19 protein-coding genes and 1 tRNA gene are annotated in these 16,482 nt (G+C 73.9%); 10 read left to right on the top strand and 10 right to left on the bottom strand.

Annotated elements, in window-relative coordinates:
• Window positions 1–256 precede the first annotated feature (256 nt).
• Together ABFT23_RS00375 and ABFT23_RS00370 are read right to left on the bottom strand one after the other, a co-directional pair.
• Window positions 257–329 (bottom strand) — tRNA-Gly (locus tag ABFT23_RS00375).
• Between the two features lie 13 nt (window positions 330–342).
• On the bottom strand, window positions 343–1,098 hold the full coding sequence (locus ABFT23_RS00370; protein WP_347891744.1) for an SGNH/GDSL hydrolase family protein: 756 nt from the start codon (window positions 1,096–1,098) through the stop codon (window positions 343–345).
• A gap of 65 nt (window positions 1,099–1,163) precedes the next feature.
• Between ABFT23_RS00370 and ABFT23_RS00365 the strand changes: the two genes are divergently transcribed.
• The 5 genes from ABFT23_RS00365 (at window position 1,164) to ABFT23_RS00345 (ending at window position 5,637) form a co-directional block, all read left to right on the top strand.
• On the top strand, window positions 1,164–1,772 hold the full coding sequence (locus ABFT23_RS00365) for a DJ-1/PfpI family protein (RefSeq protein ID WP_347891742.1): 609 nt from the start codon (window positions 1,164–1,166) through the stop codon (window positions 1,770–1,772).
• Complete coding sequence (locus ABFT23_RS00360) at window positions 1,769–2,212, top strand: MarR family winged helix-turn-helix transcriptional regulator (protein WP_347891741.1); 444 nt, start codon at window positions 1,769–1,771, stop codon at window positions 2,210–2,212. Before ABFT23_RS00365 ends, ABFT23_RS00360 begins: the two co-directional genes overlap by 4 nt.
• 127 nt (window positions 2,213–2,339) lie before the next feature.
• Window positions 2,340–3,260: a phytoene/squalene synthase family protein gene (locus tag ABFT23_RS00355; RefSeq protein WP_347891740.1), complete on the top strand. Its 921-nt coding sequence runs from the start codon at window positions 2,340–2,342 to the stop codon at window positions 3,258–3,260.
• The gene (gene crtI / locus ABFT23_RS00350; RefSeq protein ID WP_347891739.1) at window positions 3,257–4,879 is read left to right on the top strand and encodes a phytoene desaturase family protein; all 1,623 of its coding nucleotides are present in this window, start codon (window positions 3,257–3,259) and stop codon (window positions 4,877–4,879) included. Before ABFT23_RS00355 ends, crtI begins: the two co-directional genes overlap by 4 nt.
• Before the next feature lie 143 nt (window positions 4,880–5,022).
• Entirely contained in the window at window positions 5,023–5,637 is a 615-nt protein-coding gene (locus ABFT23_RS00345) for a CDP-alcohol phosphatidyltransferase family protein (RefSeq protein WP_347891737.1), read from the top strand.
• Here ABFT23_RS00345 and ABFT23_RS00340 read toward each other — a convergent pair.
• A complete protein-coding gene (locus ABFT23_RS00340) occupies window positions 5,565–6,479 on the bottom strand; it encodes a hypothetical protein (protein ID WP_347891736.1) in 915 nt (304 codons plus the stop codon). The genes ABFT23_RS00345 and ABFT23_RS00340 overlap by 73 nt on opposite strands.
• Before the next feature lie 106 nt (window positions 6,480–6,585).
• Between ABFT23_RS00340 and ABFT23_RS00335 the strand changes: the two genes are divergently transcribed.
• Window positions 6,586–7,500, top strand: a complete 915-nt coding sequence (locus tag ABFT23_RS00335; RefSeq protein ID WP_347891734.1) for an NAD-dependent epimerase/dehydratase family protein — start codon at window positions 6,586–6,588, stop codon at window positions 7,498–7,500.
• Window positions 7,501–7,512: 12 nt separating this feature from the next.
• Here the strand turns inward: ABFT23_RS00335 and ABFT23_RS00330 are convergent, their stop codons facing one another.
• The 6 genes from ABFT23_RS00330 to ABFT23_RS00305 form a co-directional block, all read right to left on the bottom strand.
• Entirely contained in the window at window positions 7,513–7,878 is a 366-nt protein-coding gene (locus ABFT23_RS00330) for a PH domain-containing protein (RefSeq protein WP_347891732.1), read from the bottom strand.
• Window positions 7,879–8,025: 147 nt separating this feature from the next.
• Window positions 8,026–9,510, bottom strand: coding sequence for a phytoene desaturase family protein (locus tag ABFT23_RS00325; RefSeq protein ID WP_347891731.1), 1,485 nt, complete (start codon window positions 9,508–9,510; stop codon window positions 8,026–8,028).
• Window positions 9,507–10,625 carry a glycosyltransferase gene (locus ABFT23_RS00320; RefSeq protein ID WP_347891730.1) on the bottom strand — a complete coding sequence of 373 codons (1,119 nt, stop codon included), beginning with the start codon at window positions 10,623–10,625 and terminating at the stop codon, window positions 9,507–9,509. The genes ABFT23_RS00325 and ABFT23_RS00320 overlap by 4 nt, the downstream gene beginning before the upstream one ends.
• Window positions 10,622–11,404, bottom strand: a complete 783-nt coding sequence (locus tag ABFT23_RS00315) for a carotenoid biosynthesis protein (RefSeq protein ID WP_347891729.1) — start codon at window positions 11,402–11,404, stop codon at window positions 10,622–10,624. The genes ABFT23_RS00320 and ABFT23_RS00315 overlap by 4 nt, the downstream gene beginning before the upstream one ends.
• Complete coding sequence (locus ABFT23_RS00310; protein WP_347891728.1) at window positions 11,401–12,081, bottom strand: hypothetical protein; 681 nt, start codon at window positions 12,079–12,081, stop codon at window positions 11,401–11,403. The genes ABFT23_RS00315 and ABFT23_RS00310 overlap by 4 nt, the downstream gene beginning before the upstream one ends.
• Window positions 12,078–12,917: a YihY/virulence factor BrkB family protein gene (locus tag ABFT23_RS00305; protein WP_347891727.1), complete on the bottom strand. Its 840-nt coding sequence runs from the start codon at window positions 12,915–12,917 to the stop codon at window positions 12,078–12,080. The genes ABFT23_RS00310 and ABFT23_RS00305 overlap by 4 nt, the downstream gene beginning before the upstream one ends.
• 3 nt (window positions 12,918–12,920) lie before the next feature.
• Between ABFT23_RS00305 and ABFT23_RS00300 the strand changes: the two genes are divergently transcribed.
• Together ABFT23_RS00300 and ABFT23_RS00295 are read left to right on the top strand one after the other, a co-directional pair.
• Window positions 12,921–13,259 (top strand): lycopene cyclase domain-containing protein, encoded by a 339-nt coding sequence (locus ABFT23_RS00300; protein ID WP_347891726.1) that lies wholly within the window; start codon window positions 12,921–12,923, stop codon window positions 13,257–13,259.
• The gene (locus ABFT23_RS00295; protein ID WP_347891724.1) at window positions 13,256–13,615 is read left to right on the top strand and encodes a lycopene cyclase domain-containing protein; all 360 of its coding nucleotides are present in this window, start codon (window positions 13,256–13,258) and stop codon (window positions 13,613–13,615) included. The genes ABFT23_RS00300 and ABFT23_RS00295 overlap by 4 nt, the downstream gene beginning before the upstream one ends.
• Here the strand turns inward: ABFT23_RS00295 and ABFT23_RS00290 are convergent.
• Window positions 13,584–14,696: a polyprenyl synthetase family protein gene (locus ABFT23_RS00290; RefSeq protein WP_347891723.1), complete on the bottom strand. Its 1,113-nt coding sequence runs from the start codon at window positions 14,694–14,696 to the stop codon at window positions 13,584–13,586. The two genes, ABFT23_RS00295 and ABFT23_RS00290, sit on opposite strands and share 32 nt — an antisense overlap.
• Window positions 14,697–14,801: 105 nt before the next feature.
• On the opposite strand from ABFT23_RS00290, the gene dcd reads away from it, so the two are divergent.
• Both dcd and ABFT23_RS00280 read left to right on the top strand, forming a co-directional pair.
• On the top strand, window positions 14,802–15,377 hold the full coding sequence (gene dcd / locus ABFT23_RS00285) for a dCTP deaminase (protein ID WP_347891721.1): 576 nt from the start codon (window positions 14,802–14,804) through the stop codon (window positions 15,375–15,377).
• Between the two features lie 143 nt (window positions 15,378–15,520).
• Window positions 15,521–16,465, top strand: a complete 945-nt coding sequence (locus ABFT23_RS00280) for a siderophore-interacting protein (protein WP_347891719.1) — start codon at window positions 15,521–15,523, stop codon at window positions 16,463–16,465.
• The last annotated feature ends 17 nt before the right edge of the window (window positions 16,466–16,482 follow it).

Raw genomic sequence — 16,482 nt, 5'->3', positions numbered from 1 at the left:
CTCGACCCTACGGGCACCGCGCGGGTGGGGCGGGTCGGGTGGGCGGTGCGTGAGCCACCGAACGGCGGCGGGTTCGGGGATGGCGGAACGGTGGCCCACCTGCCGTCACGGTGGAGAGCCGTGCTCGGTGCCGTCTCCGAGATCGGCTGCGGGGGTCTCGACGCGCTTCGCGCCTTCGTTCCTCAGGCGCTGCGCTTGCTCGACCTGCGAACGCGACGGGCCTCCGCTCCTTCGTCGCGGAGGCCCTGCGTTCTTGAGCGGATGACGAGACTCGAACTCGCGACATCGACCTTGGGAAGGTCGCGCTCTACCAACTGAGCTACATCCGCAGTGCCGCAGATGCTAGCCCAGGTGGGTCGGCGTTGCGTAGCGCGGGGCCAGTCCGTCGCCGGAGGAGCGTCCGGTGAGCCGGCGGTGCACCCACGGGGCGGCCGAGGTGCGGACCCAGGTGACGTTGTCGCGCAGGCCGGCCGGCGGGACGACGGTGGGGTCGATCGGGGCGAGGTCGTGGGGCACCCCGAGGGTGTCGAGCACGGCCGTGGCCATGTGCTGGTGGCCAGCCGGGCCCATGTGCATGCGGTCGGGGTCCCAGTAGCCCCAGTCGCGGTACTCGCGCATGCGCCAGTAGTCGACGATGTCGGCGCCGTGGCGGTCGGCGATCTCGCGGACCAGCTCGTTGTAGAGCGCGAACCTGCCGCGCAGCAGGCGGTAGGTGGCCGAGCCGCCGGGGTCGAACGCCGTCCAGACGAGCACGCGGGCGCCGGCGTCGGCGAAGCGGCCGATCGCGGCGCCGTAGGCCTCGGCGAGGTCGTCGAGGTCGACCTGGGGGCGCAGGATGTCGTTGGCGCCGGCGTAGACGGTCACGAGGTCGGGCTCGAGGGCGAGGGCGGGCTCGACCTGCTCGGCCAGGATGCCGCGGATCTTGCGGCCGCGGATGGCGAGGTTGGCGTAGCCGAAGTCGGGGACGTCGCGGCCGAGCACCTCGGCGACCCGGTCGGCCCAACCACGGACGCCGTTGGGCCGGGTCGGGTCGACGTCGCCGACGCCCTCGGTGAACGAGTCGCCGAGGGCGACGTAGCGGCGGTACGGGTGGGTCACGGCCCCATGGTCCCATTGACAGCAGCTGTCAATCATGACAGTTTGCTGTCATATCTCTTCGCACCGTGCACACCGTCCACGTCGCCGTGTTCGACACCCTGGCCGACTGGGAGATCGGACACCTGACCGCCCACCTCCGCAACGGTGCGCACCAGGTCGCGCCCGGCTCGTTCACCATCGCCACCGTCGGCCTCACGCGCGACCCCGTCACCACCATGGGTGGGTTGACCGTCGTCCCCGACCTCGCGCTGGCCGACCTCGAGCCGGCCGACAGCGCGATGCTGGTGCTGCCCGGGGGCGAGACCTGGCACTCCGGCGAGCTCGCCCCGTTCGTCGACGCTGCCGCCCGGTGGCTCGACGCCGGCACGCCCGTGGCCGCCGTCTGCGGCGCCACGTGGGCGCTCGCCGTGGCCGGGCTGCTCGACGAGCGCGACCACACCAGCAACGACCCCGGCTACCTGGCGTCGTCGGGCTACGCCGGCGGCGAGCGCTACCGGGCCGAGCCTGCGGTCGTCGACGGCGACCTCGTCACCGCCAGCGGCGTCGCGCCGGTGCACTTAGCGCGCGCCGTGTTCGCGCGGCTCGGCACGCACGACCCGTCGGTGCTCGAGTCGTGGACCAAGCTCTACGCCGACCGCGACCCGGCCGGTTTCTTCGAGCTGACGTCGGCGTGACCCCCGACCAGGAGCTGCTCGCCACGGCCGCCCTGACGTCCTTCCGCCTCAACGGCCGCTTCCTCGCGCTCGCCGACGAGCTCGCCAAGCCGGTCGGGCTCACGGCGGCGTGGTGGCAGGTGCTCGGCGCCGTGCTGCACGAACCGTTGCCGGTGAGCGGCATCGCGCGGGCCATGGGGTTGACGCGTCAGAGCGTCCAGCGGATCGCCGACCTGCTCGTCGACCGCGGTCTGGCGACGTACGCCGACAACCCCGCGCATGCCCGCGCCAAGCTCGTCGTCGTCACCGACGCCGGGCTCGCCGCCGTCCGACGCATCGACCCGGCGCACCGCGCGGCCGCCGAGCGGCTCGTCGCCGAGCTCGGGGAGGAGCGGGCCCGGGAGGTCGTCGGGGCGCTCGTCGAGCTGGCCGACGTCATGGAGCGCACCGAGCACCGCTGACCCAGCTGCCGGACGGGCCGTTGCAGGAGGAGCTGCGGGGTACCGGCCTGTCGAGGCGTGCGTTGCCGACGGGGTGAGCCCGGGAGCGGACCACGGCGTCGACACTGCCACCACGAGGGGGGACGACATGGCTGGACTCTTCCGGGTGGCCACCCGGCATCACGGACCGGCGCCGCACGAGAGCTACGACGAGGTGGCCGAGGCCAGTGCGGCCATGGTCATCGGCGCGTACTCGTCGTCGTTCGGCGCGGCGTCGCGACTGCTGGCGCCGCCGGTGCGCGCGCACGTGCGCAACATCTACGCCCTGGTGCGGGTCGCCGACGAGATCGTCGACGCACCGCGACCGGGCCAGACCGCGCTCGAGCGCGCCGTCCAGCTCGACACCCTGCGCGAGGAGACCCTGGCGGCGATCGACGCCGGGCACAGCAGCAACCTCGTCGTGCACGCCTTCGCGCGCACGGCCGCCACGTGCGGCATCGGCGCCGACCTCGTCACCCCGTTCTTCGACTCGATGCACCGCGACCTCGAGCCGGTCGAGCACGACCACGAGAGCTTCGCCGCCTACGTCTACGGCTCGGCCGAGGTCGTCGGCCTGATGTGCCTGCGGGCCTTCCTGGTCGATGAGCCCGACGCCGTCGCCCTCCAGGAGGCGTGCGTCGACGGCGCCCGCCGGCTCGGGGCGGGTTTCCAGAAGGTGAACTTCCTGCGCGACCTGGCCGAGGACGACGCCCTGCTCGGCCGCAGCTACTTCCCGGGCATCGTCGCCGCCCGGCTCACCGACGAGCAGCGCGACAGGCTGCTCGACGACGTCGACGCCGACCTCGCGGCGGCCGCCGCGGTGATCGGGCTGCTGCCGCTCGGCAGCCGGGTGGCCGTGTGCGCGGCCCACGACCTGTTCGCCGAGCTCAGCGCCCGGCTGCGCTCCACGCCCGCCGAGGAGCTGCGACGGCGCCGCGTCCGCGTGCCCGGGCCGGTCAAGGCCCGCCTCGTGACCGGCGCCTACCTGCGTCGCGGCCGGCCGCGCGCCGTCGAGCGGAGCGCCTCGTGAGCCGCGTCGTCGTCATCGGTGGCGGCGTGTCGGGCCTGGCCACGGCGGCGCTGCTGGCCCGCGACGGCCACGACGTCGAGCTGCTCGAGCAGCGCGACGAGCTCGGTGGTCGCGCCGGGCTGTGGGAGGCCGACGGCTTCCGCTTCGACACCGGACCCTCGTGGTGGCTCATGCCCGAGGTGTTCGACCACTTCTTCCGCATGCTCGGCACCAGCACGGCCGAGCAGCTCGAGCTCGTGACGCTCGACCCCGGCTACCGGGTGTTCTTCGAGGGCCACGACGACCCGCTCGACGTGCTGCCGGGCGCCGAGGCCAACCGCCGCACGTTCGAGGCGGTCGAGCCCGGCGCGGGCGAGGCGCTCGACGCCTACCTCGACTCGGCCCGCGAGGTGCACGACCTCGCCGTCGACCGGTTCCTCTACACCAGCTTCGACTCGGTCGCCGCCTACGCCGGACGCCGCGTGCTGCTCAACGGACGACGCCTGGCCGGCCTGCTGAGCCGCTCGCTCGAGTCGTTCGTCGCTGCCCGCTTCACCGACCGGCGGCTGCGGCAGGTGCTGGGCTACCCGGCGGTGTTCCTCGGCTCCTCGCCCGGGCGCACTCCGGCGATGTACCACCTGATGAGTCACCTCGACCTCGCCGACGGCGTCCACTACCCGATGGGCGGCTTCGCCCGCCTCGTCGAGGCCATGGCGGCCCTCGCCGTCGAGGCCGGCGTCACGGTGCGCACCGGGGCGACCGCGACCGCCATCGAGCTCGAGCCCGGCGGCTCGGGACGACGGCGTCGCGGCACGCGCCCCCGGGTGACCGGGGTGACCTACGACGACGCGACCGGACGCCGTACCGCCCCGGCCGACGTCGTGGTCGGGGCGGCCGACCTGCACCACGTGGAGACCCGGTTGCTGCCGCGCGAGGCGCAGACCTACCCGGCATCCTGGTGGGAGAAGGCGGTCTCGGGGCCGGGTGCGGTGCTGGTGCACCTCGGCGTCGAGGGCTCGCTGCCGTCGCTGGCGCACCACTCGCTGTTCTTCACCGAGGACTGGAAGACCAACTTCGACGCCATCTTCGAGCAGCCCACCCGGGTGCCCGACCCGGCCTCGATCTACGTGTGCCGCCCCTCGGCGACCGACCCCTCGGTCGCGCCCGAGGGGCACGAGAACCTGTTCATCCTGGTGCCGGTGCCGCCGGACACCACGATCGGCCGCGGCGGCGTCGACGGTGCGGGCTCGGACGTCGTCGAGGAGGCGGCCGACCGCGCGATCGCCCTGGTGGCCGACTGGGCCGGGGTGCCCGACCTGGCCGCGCGGGTCGTCGTCCGGCGCACGGTGGGGCCGGGCGACTTCGCCGACGACCTCAACTCGTGGTCGGGCGGCGCGCTCGGCCCGGCGCACGTGCTCAAGCAGAGCGCGTTCTTCCGCGCCGGCAACACCTCTGCCAAGGTCGACGGCCTCTACTACGCCGGCTACAGCACCGTGCCGGGCATCGGCCTGCCGATGTGCCTGATCAGCGCCGAGCTGGTGCTCAAGCGGTTGCGGGGTGACCGGTCGACGGGGCCGTCGCCCGAGCCGGCGGCCGGCTCAGTGTCGCCGCCCGCGGCCGACCCGACCCGCGTCGGGTGAGCCGGCGCGACGAGGCGCACGCCCACTGGGCGAGGTTGCACGACGGCGTCGACCCGGCGTCGTCGGTGTGGATCTCCGGGTGGGTGCGGCTCTCGCACCTTGCGGCGGGGCCATTTGTCAGACGTCGCGTGCACCCGAATGTGGTGACGTTGCTGGGACTGCTGGTCACCGCCGTGGTGCCGCTCGTCGCCGTCCTGGGCGCGGCGTGGCCGCTGCTCGCGCTGGTGCTGCTGCTGGTCGGCGTCGTCCTGGACGGCGTCGACGGCGCCGTCGCGGCCCGCACTGGCACGGCGTCGCCCTGGGGCCGGGTGCTCGACCCGCTCGCCGACCGCTGCGCCGACCTGCTGCTGGTGCTCACCCTCGTCGTCCTCGGCGGTCCGTGGTGGCTCGGTGTCGTCGTCGGCACGCTGACGCTGCTGCACGAGTCGGTGCGCGCCACCGCCCAGGCCGCCGGCATGGCCGGTCCGGGCGCGATCACGGTGTGGGAGCGGCCGTCACGGGTGATCGTAGCCTCGTTCGGCACCGGGCTGGCCGGCCTCGAGTGGTGCGCCCGCGAGGCCGGGGTCGGGGTGCTGTCCGACGTCGACGGCGCCGCGATCGCCACCGGTGCGCTGGGCGTGGGCGTGGCGTTGGCGTTCGCTGGGTTCGTCCAGCTGCTGGTCGCCGTCCGGCAGCGGTTGCGCGGTCAGGAGAGCCGGGGCGCCCAGTCGAGCCCCTCGAGCCCGTCGTCGCCGGCGATCGGTCCGGTCAACGAGTAGCTGTGCGACCCGTCGGGCAGGTAGGCCCGCACCTTGAACCGCTCGTCGGTGTCCTGCTCGTCGGGCAGGGCGTTGCGGTTGAACTGCAGCACGGCGATCTTGCGGCCGTCGGGCGACCAGGCGACGTCGATGAGGAAGATGCCTTGCGGGTAGGCGCGGTGGCTGACTCGCACCGGCTCGCCCTGGCCGCTGCGCGGCAGCGTGACCAGCTCGGCGCGCACCCGGCCCTCGCTGGTGTAGCGGTCGGTGACGAAGGCGATCGTCCGCGAGTCGGGCGACCAGTCGGGGTCGGCGTTGATCGACCCGGTCCGGGTGAGGTGACGCAGACCGGTGCCGTCGGGTCGCACGAGCTTGATCGCCGCGCCGGTGCTGAACGCGATCCGGGTGCCGTCCGGCGACCACGCCGGCTCCTTCACCGTGCCGCCGGCCTCGGTGTGCACCCGTCGCACGGCGCCGTCGGCAACGGTGACCTCGTCGAGCGCGTCGTCGTGTGCCACCACGATCCGGGACCCGTCGGGCGACCAGGCCAGCCCGTTGCCGTCGACGTCGCTGACGAGGCGGTCGGTGCGGGTGGCGAGGTCCTGCACCCAGAGCCCGTCGCGCAGGTAGGCCAGCCGCCGGCCGTCGGGCGAGTACTCGGGCGTCGCGCCGTCGGCGAGGTCGACGTACGACCCGGCGCCCGGGGCCTGCGACGACACGGTGTAGACGTGCGAGACGAACACCAGGTCGCCGTTGCGCACCGGTGGTGCGGCGGCCGCGTGCGACGGGACGTCGACGCCGACGACGGTGCCTGCGGCAAGGGCCGCCGTGGCCAGGACCAGGGACGATCGGGTGCGGGGCATGGCCCGACGCTAGGGCGCCGGACGCCGCAGCGCGTCCCCAGAATCCGGGACGTCAGTGGCCAGTAGGCCCCCGAGGGGTGGGACGCCGCCTGGTTGGCTGGGGCTCATGCGGATCTTCTTCACCGGCGGCAGCGGCAAGGCCGGCCACCACGTCGCGCCCTACCTCGCCTCGCAGGGCCACCAGGTCACCAACGCCGACCTCACCCCGCTCGGCCACCCCGACGTCACCGACCTGCGCGTCGACCTGACCGACGCCGGCGAGACCTACTCGGCCCTGGCCGCCGTCCCGACCCAGGCCGACTTCGACGACCCGGGCCTCGACCTGACCCGCGGGTCGGCCTACGACGCCGTCGTGCACTTCGCCGCCATCCCGCGCCCGCTGGCCTCGACCGACAACGCGACCTTCGCGACGAACATCCTGGCCCACTACAACGTGCTCGAGGCCGCCGCGCGCCTCGGCGTTCGCAAGATCGTGTTCGCGTCGTCGGAGACGACGTACGGCGTCTGCTTCGGCCAGGGCGACCGCAAGCCGCTCTACGTGCCGGTCGACGAGGAGCACCCCGTCGTGCCCGAGGACTCCTACGCGATGTCGAAGGTCGCCGGTGAGGTGACCGCCCGCTCGTTCCACGCCCGCACCGGCGCCGACATCTACGGCCTGCGCATCAACAACGTGATCGAGCCCCACGAGTACGCCGAGCTCTTCCCCGCGTTCCTCGAGGACCCGTCGCTGCGCCGCCGCAACCTGTTCGCCTACATCGACACCCGCGACCTCGCCCAGATGACCCTGCGCTGCCTCGAGACCGACGGACTCGGCTTCGAGATCTTCAACGTCGCCAACGCCGACCTGTCGGTCGCGGCGACGACGTCGGAGATCATCGAGCGGTTCTACGACGGCGTCGAGGTGCGTCGCGCGATGGGTCCTGACGAGACGTTCTACTCGATCGAGAAGGCGCGCGAGCTGCTCGGGTACGAGCCGCAGCACTCGTGGCGGGACGTGTTGGACGACTCTCGGTCGTCCTGACGCCTCTGCTCGTCAGAGGACGTGGTCGCCGATGATCTGGCCGAGGACCTTGATGTCGACGGATCCGGCGAACTCGAGCCGCACCTTGCCGAGACCGCTGAACCACAGCTCGAGCTCGCAGTCGCGGTCGAACCGCCCCGCCGTCTCGACCGACCACGCCTGGATCTTCGAGTACGGCAGCGACGAGTAGTCCGTCTTCTTGCCGGTGAGGCCCTGCACGTTGACCGCGATGATCCGCCTGCTGGTGAAGTGCACCGAGTCCCGGATGCCCTTGAAGCTGCGGTAGAGCTCCTCGCCCTGGATGAGCATCGCCAGCACATCGGGCTCGGCCTGCGACGGGTTCAGCTTGACGATCGTGCTGTTGTTGAAGTCGATCATGGTGCTCCCGAGGTGGGCTGGCGGTTGTAGGTCGCTCACCCTAGATCGACGAATGTCCCCGCGTCCCTTGATCGCGACAGTGCCGGCGTGAGCGTTGATGCGGGCCGGCGCGCGGCAAAGGCGGCGGTTTGCCCCGCCTGAACGGGCTCAGCGAGCCGAGTGCGCCTCGACCAACCCCGCCACGATCCGCGACGACAGCACGACGAGCGGCAAGCCCCCACCCGGGTGCGACGAGCCCCCGACGAGGTACAGCCCCGGTAGCGAAGAAGCGTTCGAAGGCCGCTGGAACGCCGCACGCGCCCCGTTGGACGACGTCCCGTAGATCGAACCGCCGGGGGTGAGGGTGCGGCGGGCGAGGTCGGCGGGGGTGAGGACGGTGCGGTGGCGGATGCGGTCGCGGACGTCGAGGCCGCGCTCGGCCATGACGGCGAGCACCTGGTCGGCGTAGCGGTCGGCGAGGCCGGGGGAGTCCCAGTTCATGCCGGCGGCGGGGTCGTGGCGGGGCGCGTTGACGAGCACGAACCAGGCGCCCGCGCCGGGGTGCGGGACGACGGCGGGGTCGGGCGGGGCGCTGACGTAGATCGTCGGCGACTCGACCGGTCGGCCCCCGAAGACGGCGTCGAACTCGGCGTCGTAGTCGTCGGGGAACAGCACGCTGTGGTGGGGCGCTCCTGGCGGGGCGGGGTCGAGGGCGAGCAGGAGGACGAAGCCGGCGAGGGAGGGCGTCGTCCGGCGGATGCGGCGGGCCGCGCGGCGGGCGCCGGGGCCGGAGACGAGGGAGCCGTAGACCGTGGCGGCGTCGGCGTTGGCCACCACGACGTCGGCGGCGAGGCGGGTGCCGTCGCGCAGCGTCACCCCGCTCGCGCGCCCCGCGGCCTGGTCGATGCGCACGACCTCGGCGCCGAGCACGACCTCGACGCCGAGCGACCGCACGCGTGCGAGCAGCGCCGCGGCGATGCGGCCGAGGCCGCCGGCGACGTACCAGGAGCCGAAGGCCTGCTCGACGTACGGCACCGTGAGCAGCGCGGCCGGCGCGCGGCGCGGGTCGGAGCCGGTGTAGGTGGCGTAGCGGTCGAGGAGCAGGCGCAGCCGCGGGTCGTCGAGGTAGGTCGCGCCGAGGCCGCGCATCGAGCGCCACGGCGCGACGGCGGCGACGTGGTCGAGGCGGCGCGAGAGGCGGGCCATGTCGCGCACGGTGATCGGCGACTCGAGGAACGGCTCGCGGGTGACGTCCCAGATGCGCTCGGCGCGCCGCATCAGCGCCGCCCACTGCTCACCGCGGCCGGGCCCGAGGGCGTCGTCCAAGGCCCCGGGGACGGCGTCCGCCCGGCCGGGCAGGTCGAGGCGGGTGCCGTCGGGGAAGCGGTAGTGGCAGGCGACCTCGAGGCGCTGCAGGGTGAGGTCGTCGGCGAGCCGCCCGCCGGTGGAGGACCAGAGCTGTTCGAGCAGGTGCGGCATCGTGACCAGCGACGGACCGGTGTCGAAGGTGTAGCCGTCGACCACCTCGACGCCGAGCTTGCCGCCCACCTGCGAAGCCTGTTCCAGCACCGTGACCTCGTGACCGGCGGCCGCGAGGCGGGCCGCGGTCGCGAGCCCGCCCAGCCCGGCGCCGACCACGACGACGCGACTCATCGCGCCACCTCCACGGCCCGGCCTTTCCACCGCAGCGCGCCGCGGCGGCGGCGGGCGAACGAGTCGGCGGTGAGGCCGACCAGGGTGAGCACGGACGCCGGGTGCGCCCAGCAGTCCGGGACGACGCGCCCGCCCACCCGCCGCGCGACCAGCAGCCGCGACGCCACGCTCGCCAGGTAGCCCACCGCGCCGACCCGCGAACCGCGCAGCGCGGCGACGGCGGGCACGACGTGGGCGAGCACCAGCAGCGACGACGCACCCGCCGCGCCCACGGGCGACCCGAACGCCGACCACAGCGACTTCGTGTAGCCGTCGCGCAGTGCTGGCCACCCGTCGTACATGCGGCAGGTGGCGACGTCGGTGCCGTCGGCGACGACGCCGCGACCGCCGGCGCCCTTGACGGCGCGCAGCAGCGCCATGTCCTCCAGCACCTCGCCCCGGACGGCGGCGTGCCCGCCGGCGCGCGCGTAGACCGCCGCGTCGACCACGAGCAGCTGGCCGTTGGCGGCGGCGAGCGACGGACGCGGCGAGCTCTCGGCGAGCCCGAGCGGCAGGGTGCTGAGCCACGACCACTGCAACAGCGGCTGCACCAGCCGCTCGGCCGCGCCGCCGGCCACCTGGCGCGGGTAGGGGCAGACCAGGCCGAGCCCGGCGTCGCGCAACAGGGCCACGGACGACGTCAGCGCGGCCTCGGCGAGCACCACGTCGGCGTCGACGAAGACCAGGCACGATGCGCCCCCGGCCGCCGCGGCGAGGTGGTGGCAGGCCCACGGCTTGCCCAACCAGCCCGACGGCGTCGGCGAACCGGAGAGCACGGTGACCACCGCGTGCTCGCTCGCCAGCGCATCGAGGATCTCGGACGTGCCGTCGGTCGAGCCGTCGTCGAGCACGAGCACCCGCACGGGGCCGGGCCACCGCGAGGCAGCGGCCACGAGCGAGCGCACGCACCGCTCGACGACGGCCGCCTCGTCGCGCACGGGCAGCAGCACGGCCAGCGACTCGACGGTGGGGACGGCCGCTGCGTCGGGCACCCGTAGGCGCCGCAGGTTGTCGACGGTGAGCGCCAGCGACGCGAGCGCGAGGCCGGTGCCGACCAGCGTGGCGCGACCGGTCATCGCGCTCGCGCCCAGCGCACGGCGGCCGGCACCGCGACGACGCCCATCACCACCGCGCCGACCAGGGCCACCGGCGGCCGGCCGAAGAAGACCGCGTGGGCCAGCACGGAGGAGAAGTAGGTCCACAGGTAGACCGCGACCGGCAGCGCCGGCACCGGTCCCCGAGGCACCAGGGCGTGCAGCACGGCCATCATCAACATCGAAACGACAAGCCATCCGGCGAAGTTGGTGAGCGGGATACCGTCGACGCCGGGCAGGTGCGGGTGGGGGTTCGCCCAGGTCCAGTGGCCGGCGTCGACCATCTGGGGGTCGAGGAAGACGTCCCAGGCGGTCAGGGCCCACGCGCCGACGGCGACCGTGACCCAGGCCGCGCGGCCGGAGGTGACCAGCCGTGCGACGTGCAGGGCCGGCCACGCCATCATCACCCAGGCCAGCGGCACCAGCGCCGGCACGCCGCCCAGCTCGAGGCCGAGCGTGCCGGAGTAGGAGTAGTCGCCGAACGGGACGCCGGTGTGCACGCCGGCCACCTCGGCCACCCAGCCGCCGCCGCCCGCCACGAGCAGCAGCGCGCCGGCCGTGCGGGCGCCGTACGACGTGAGCGCGTGGGCCAACGCCGCTCCGGCCAGCAGGACGACGCTCGCGGCGGTGAGCGCGAGCGTGCCGCCGTCGGTGAACGGGAAGACCATCTGCACCAGCACGGCCGCGGCGGCGAGCACGATGGCCGCGGTGGGCCGCGACGGCGCCGAGGCCGGGGCGGGCGGGGCGTGGGTGGTGCTCACGGGGTCTCTCCTCGGAAGGTGCCGGTCACGTCGTGGACGGCGAGGCGCGCGAAGAGCTCCTCGGAGTACCAGCGCTCGGGCTCGGTGCGGGCGACGGCGTCGCGGTGGGTGTCGCTGCGGTAGGCGAAGTCGACGAGGTGCCGCGGGCTCTGCCACAGCGAGAACGTGCCCTGCAGAAGCACCGGCGCCTCGCCGATGCCCAGGGCGAGGCGCAGGCCGGGTGCCTCGGTCAGGTCGCCGACCACCGGCGGGACGGCGCGCCAGAAGCCCAGCGCCCGGGTGGGCCGCAGTCGGGCCCGGGTGATCGCGGCGACCGGGCCGTTCCACCCGCCACCGGCGGTGTCCTCACCGAACGGCTCGCGACCCGACCAGCGACCGCGCGACGACAGCGGCGACATCGTCACCCGCAGTCGCTCGGACGCCTCGTCGTCCCAATCTCGGACGACGCCCGACCGGCCGGCCCGCTCGGCCGAGGCGGCGTCGTCCCAGACCGTGAGGAGGCCCCAGCGGTGCGGGTCGGCGTCGGACGGCGTGAACGTGCGCCCCGCTCCGGTGCCGAGCAGCTTGGCGAACCGGAGGCCGGGCGTGCCGCGCAGGCGACGGCGTCCGGTGGCCATGCGCAGCAGCGCCGGCGCCACGCGGTCGACGCCCCACAGGTGCAGCTCGACGACGCTCATCGCTCGCCCGCCACCCGCGACTCGAGGGCCTGCGTGACCGCCCAGCCGACCAGCACCACGGTGTGCAGCACGTAGAGCCAGAGGCCGACGGCGACCGCGCCGCCGACGAATCCCAGGCCGCCGTAGGGGATGCCGACGTCGACCGGGATCGCCAGGAAGAGCTGGAAGCCGTGCAGGAAGCCGGCCACGAACGACGCCGTCGCGAGCCCGCCGACGAGCGCCACCCACCAGCGCGGCCGCTCGGGCAGCACGGCGCCGTAGACCCACGCCAGGATCGGCGTGATCACCAGCCAGGCGGCGACGAACCCGATCACGATGCGCAGCAAGCGGTCGCCGATGCCGTCGCCGCCGCCCTCGGGCGACAGCGGCACCAGCAGCTCGGCGCTCTCGAGCAGCGCCCAGCCGACCAGGGGCGTCAGCACGACCAGCGGCATCAGCGTCAGCCGGGCCCGCCAGCCGGTGAACCGGTCGGGCGCCGGCGCGACCGCCAGTGCGGCCCGCCGCAGGCCCTCGCCGTAGAACGAGGCCGGGAACAGCACCACGAGCGCGCCGACGACGCCGAGGTGCGTGCCGGCGTGCACCAGCGCGTCGTACGCCGGACGGGCGCCCATGTCGGGCGGCACCAGCACCCGCAGGGCCAGCCAGCGCCGCTCGGCGCCGTCGTCGCCGTGGTACCAGGACGTCGTCCAGAGCGCGAGGAGCAACCAGGGCACCAGCGACAGCGCCGAGAAGTAGGTGAGGCCCGCGGCCGCGGCCGACAGGTCGCGGCCCGTCAGCCGCGCGCCGGTGCCGCGCACCACGGCGCGGGCCTCTCGGGTCAGGGCGGCTACGGTCATCGCGTGGGCTCGTGGACGTACGTGGTGATGCTGGCGTTCGTGCTCGTGGCCACGCTGCCGCTCGAGGTGCTGCTGCAGACGCGGGTGTACGCCCGCGCCCGGCGCACCGCGCTCACCGTGCTCTGCGTCGCGGTGCCCTTCGTCGGGTGGGACCTGCTCGCCCACCGGGCCGGGCACTGGGAGTTCGACGACGCCCGCACGGTCGGGGTCGACGTCCTCGGCCTGCCGCTGGAGGAGGTGCTGTTCTTCGTGGTGGTGCCGCTGGCCTCGCTGCTGACGTTGGAGGCCGTGCGCAGCGTGAAGCGCTGGCCGGTCGGCGACGAGCCGGAGGCCGGGGCATGACCCACGCCGAGGCCTCGCTGCTCGGCGTCGTCGTCACCGTCGTGCTCGACCTGTGGGTGCTGCGCACCCGGCTGCTGACGCGGCGCGCGTACTGGGTGGCGTACGCCATCGTGTTGTTCTTCCAGCTGGTGACCAACGAGTGGCTGACCTCGCAGGGCGTCTTCGACTACGGCCCCGACGCCATCATCGGCTGGCGCATCGGCACGGCGCCGGTCGAGGACTTCCTGTTCGGCTTCGCTCTCGTCACGCAGACGATGATCTGGTGGGTGTGGTGGGGGCGTCACGGGGTGCAGCCCGACCCGCCCCGCGGGCCCCGCCCGGTCGTCACGCGGCTCGCCAGGCGCACGCGTCGCTGAGCGAGCCGAGCGCCGCGTGCGTGGTCGGGTCGAGGCGCAGGCCGTCGAGCACGGTCGCGGCCTCCTCCACCAGCCGGGCCACCTGACGCTCGACGTGGTCGAGCGCTCCCGTGGCGCGCACGACGTCCTGGACGGCGTGCAGGCCGGCGACGTCGACGTCGGGGTCGCCGAGGTGACGGCGCAGGGTCTGGCGCTGGACGTCGTCGGCCACCGCCTCGGCGTGGGTGACGAGCAGGGTGCGCTTGCCCTCGCGGACGTCGTCGTGCACCGCCTTGCCGGTGGCGCGGGGGTCGCCGAACAGGCCGAGCACGTCGTCGCGCAGCTGGAACGCCTCGCCGACTCGCAGGCCGAACGCGCTCAGGCCCGCGCGGACGTCGTCGGTGGCCCCGCCCAGCGCCGCGCCGAGCAGCAGCGGGTGCTCGACGGTGTACTTGGCGCTCTTGTAGCGCAGCACCTGGGCCACCGCCTCGGGTCGGCTGTCGTGCTGGGCCTGGTGGAGCAGGTCGAGGTACTGCCCGGCCAGCACCTGGGTGCGCATCTGCTCCCAGACGTCGCGGGCGTCGGTGCGGCGGCGTCCGTCGACCTCGGTCAGGGCGCGGGCGAGCAGGTCGTCGGACCAGGTGAGGCACAGGTCGCCCACCAGCACCGCGACGCCGTCGCCGTAGGTGCGGGCATCGCCCAGGTAGCCGCTCGAGCGGTGACGCTGGGCGTGGGCGTGGTGGATGGACGGCAGGCCGCGGCGGGTCTCGGAGCGGTCCATCACGTCGTCGTGCACGAGCGCGGCGAGGTGGAACATCTCGAGGGCGGCCGCGGCCTCGACCGCCCCGGGGAGCGGACCGGCCGGGCCGATGTCGAGCGAGGCGCCGGCGGCCGCGCTGGCGCCCCACAGGCAGAACGCGGCCCGCAGCCGCTTGCCGCCGTCGGCGAGGCGCGCGACGTCGTCGACCAGCGGTGCGAGCTCGGCGTCGACCGCCTCGAGCACGGGCCCGTGGCGACGGATGTGCGCGGCGAGGACGTCGTCGACCTCGCGCAGGGCAGGGAGGTCGAGCGGCACCGGCCGCTCCACGGAGGCGTCCAACATGGGATAGAGGTATCCCGTTCCACGCGACTGACCCACACCCTTAGCGGCATGAACGGCCGTGGCCTCACCCACCACCGGGTGCGCCGACGTCGATAGGGTGCCCACGTGCTGCTGTCAGACCGCGACATCCTGGCCGAGATCGACGCGGGCCGGGTCGGCCTCGAGCCCTGGGACCCGGGCATGCTCCAGCCGTCGTCGATCGACGTGCGCCTCGACCGGTTCTTCCGGGTCTTCGAGAACCACAAGTACCCGCACATCGACCCCGCGGCCGACCAGTCCGACCTGACCCGCATGGTCGAGCCCGACGGCGACGAGCCGTTCATCCTGCACCCCGGCGAGTTCGTGCTCGGCTCGACCTACGAGGTCGTCTCGCTGCCCGACGACATCGCCGCGCGCGTCGAGGGCAAGTCGTCGCTCGGTCGCCTCGGGCTGCTCACCCACGCGACCGCCGGCTTCGTCGACCCCGGCTTCTCCGGGCACGTGACGCTCGAGCTCGCCAACGTGGCCACCCTGCCGATCAAGCTCTACCCCGGCATGAAGATCGGCCAGTTCTGCTTCTTCCGGCTCTCGTCGCCGTCCGAGCACCCCTACGGCTCGTCGAAGTACGGCTCGCGCTACCAGGGCCAGCGCGGCCCCACGCCGTCGCGCTCGTACCAGAACTTCCACCGCACGCCGATCTGAGGCTCTAGCTTCTCGGCTTCTTCAGCGCGTTCTCGGGTGTTGCAACCCCTGGGAACGTCAGGAACACCCGGTGCACCGGGTACTCCTGCGAGCGCAGCAAGGTAAGGTGACCCTAACCTACCCGCTACCTCGCTAGGACGACGATGACCAGCACCACCCAGACCCTCCCGCTCCTGCTCGAGGAGGTGGAGTGCGTCCGCGTCGAGCGGCTGTCGCCCTCGTTCGTGCGGGTCGAGCTGGCCTCGCCCGCGCTGGCCGACTTCGGCGTCGACGGCCGGCTCTACGACCAGCGCATCAAGCTGATCTTCCCGGCCACCCCCGGAGGGCCGCTGCCCTCGTTCGAGGGCGCCGACGAGTCGTGGTTCTACACCTGGCTCGACAAGCCCGTCGAGGAGCGCGGCCACATGCGCACCTACACCGTGCGCGACGTCGTCGGCGAGGGCGCCGACACCCGGCTCGTGGTCGACTTCATCGTGCACGAGGGCGAGTGCGGCCCCGGCGGCACCTGGGGCGCCAACGCCCGGGTCGGCGACCGGCTGATGCTGCTCGGCCCGCGTCGCGGCATGCCTTACGGCGGCATCGAGTTCATCCCGGGCGACGCGCGCACGCTCCTCGTGGTCGGCGACGAGACGGCGGTGCCGGCCGTCGCCGCGATCCTCGAGCAGCTGGCCGACGACGCGCGCGGTCACGTGTTCCTCGAGGTGCCCTTCGCCGACGACGTGCTCACCCTGCGGCACCCCGACGGCGTCGTCGTCCGCTGGTTCCCGCGCGACGGCGACCCGCGCGGTGAGGCGCTGCACGCCGCGGCCCTCGACCACCTCGGCACCACGCCCCACCGGCTCGAGGTCAGCGACGACGAGGTCGACCCCGACCTGTGGGAGACGCCGGGCCACTCGTCGTCCGGCGAGGACGTCGACGCCACGAGCCGGGCGGTCGGGCACGATTTCGACGGCCTCTACGCCTGGATCGCCGGCGAGTCGAAGGTCGTCACCGCGCTGCGGCGCGCACTGGTCAAGGACCTCGGCATCGACCGCCACCAGGTCGCCTTCATGGGCTACTGGCGCGTCGGCGTCGCGATGAAGAGCTGACCCGTCGGCGACGCGGG

This window comes from Nocardioides secundeburneus, assembly GCF_039939255.1.
Lineage (GTDB): Bacteria > Actinomycetota > Actinomycetes > Propionibacteriales > Nocardioidaceae > Nocardioides.
The sequence above is the reverse complement of the archived record's forward strand: the minus strand, read 5'-3'. Positions and strand labels throughout refer to the sequence as shown.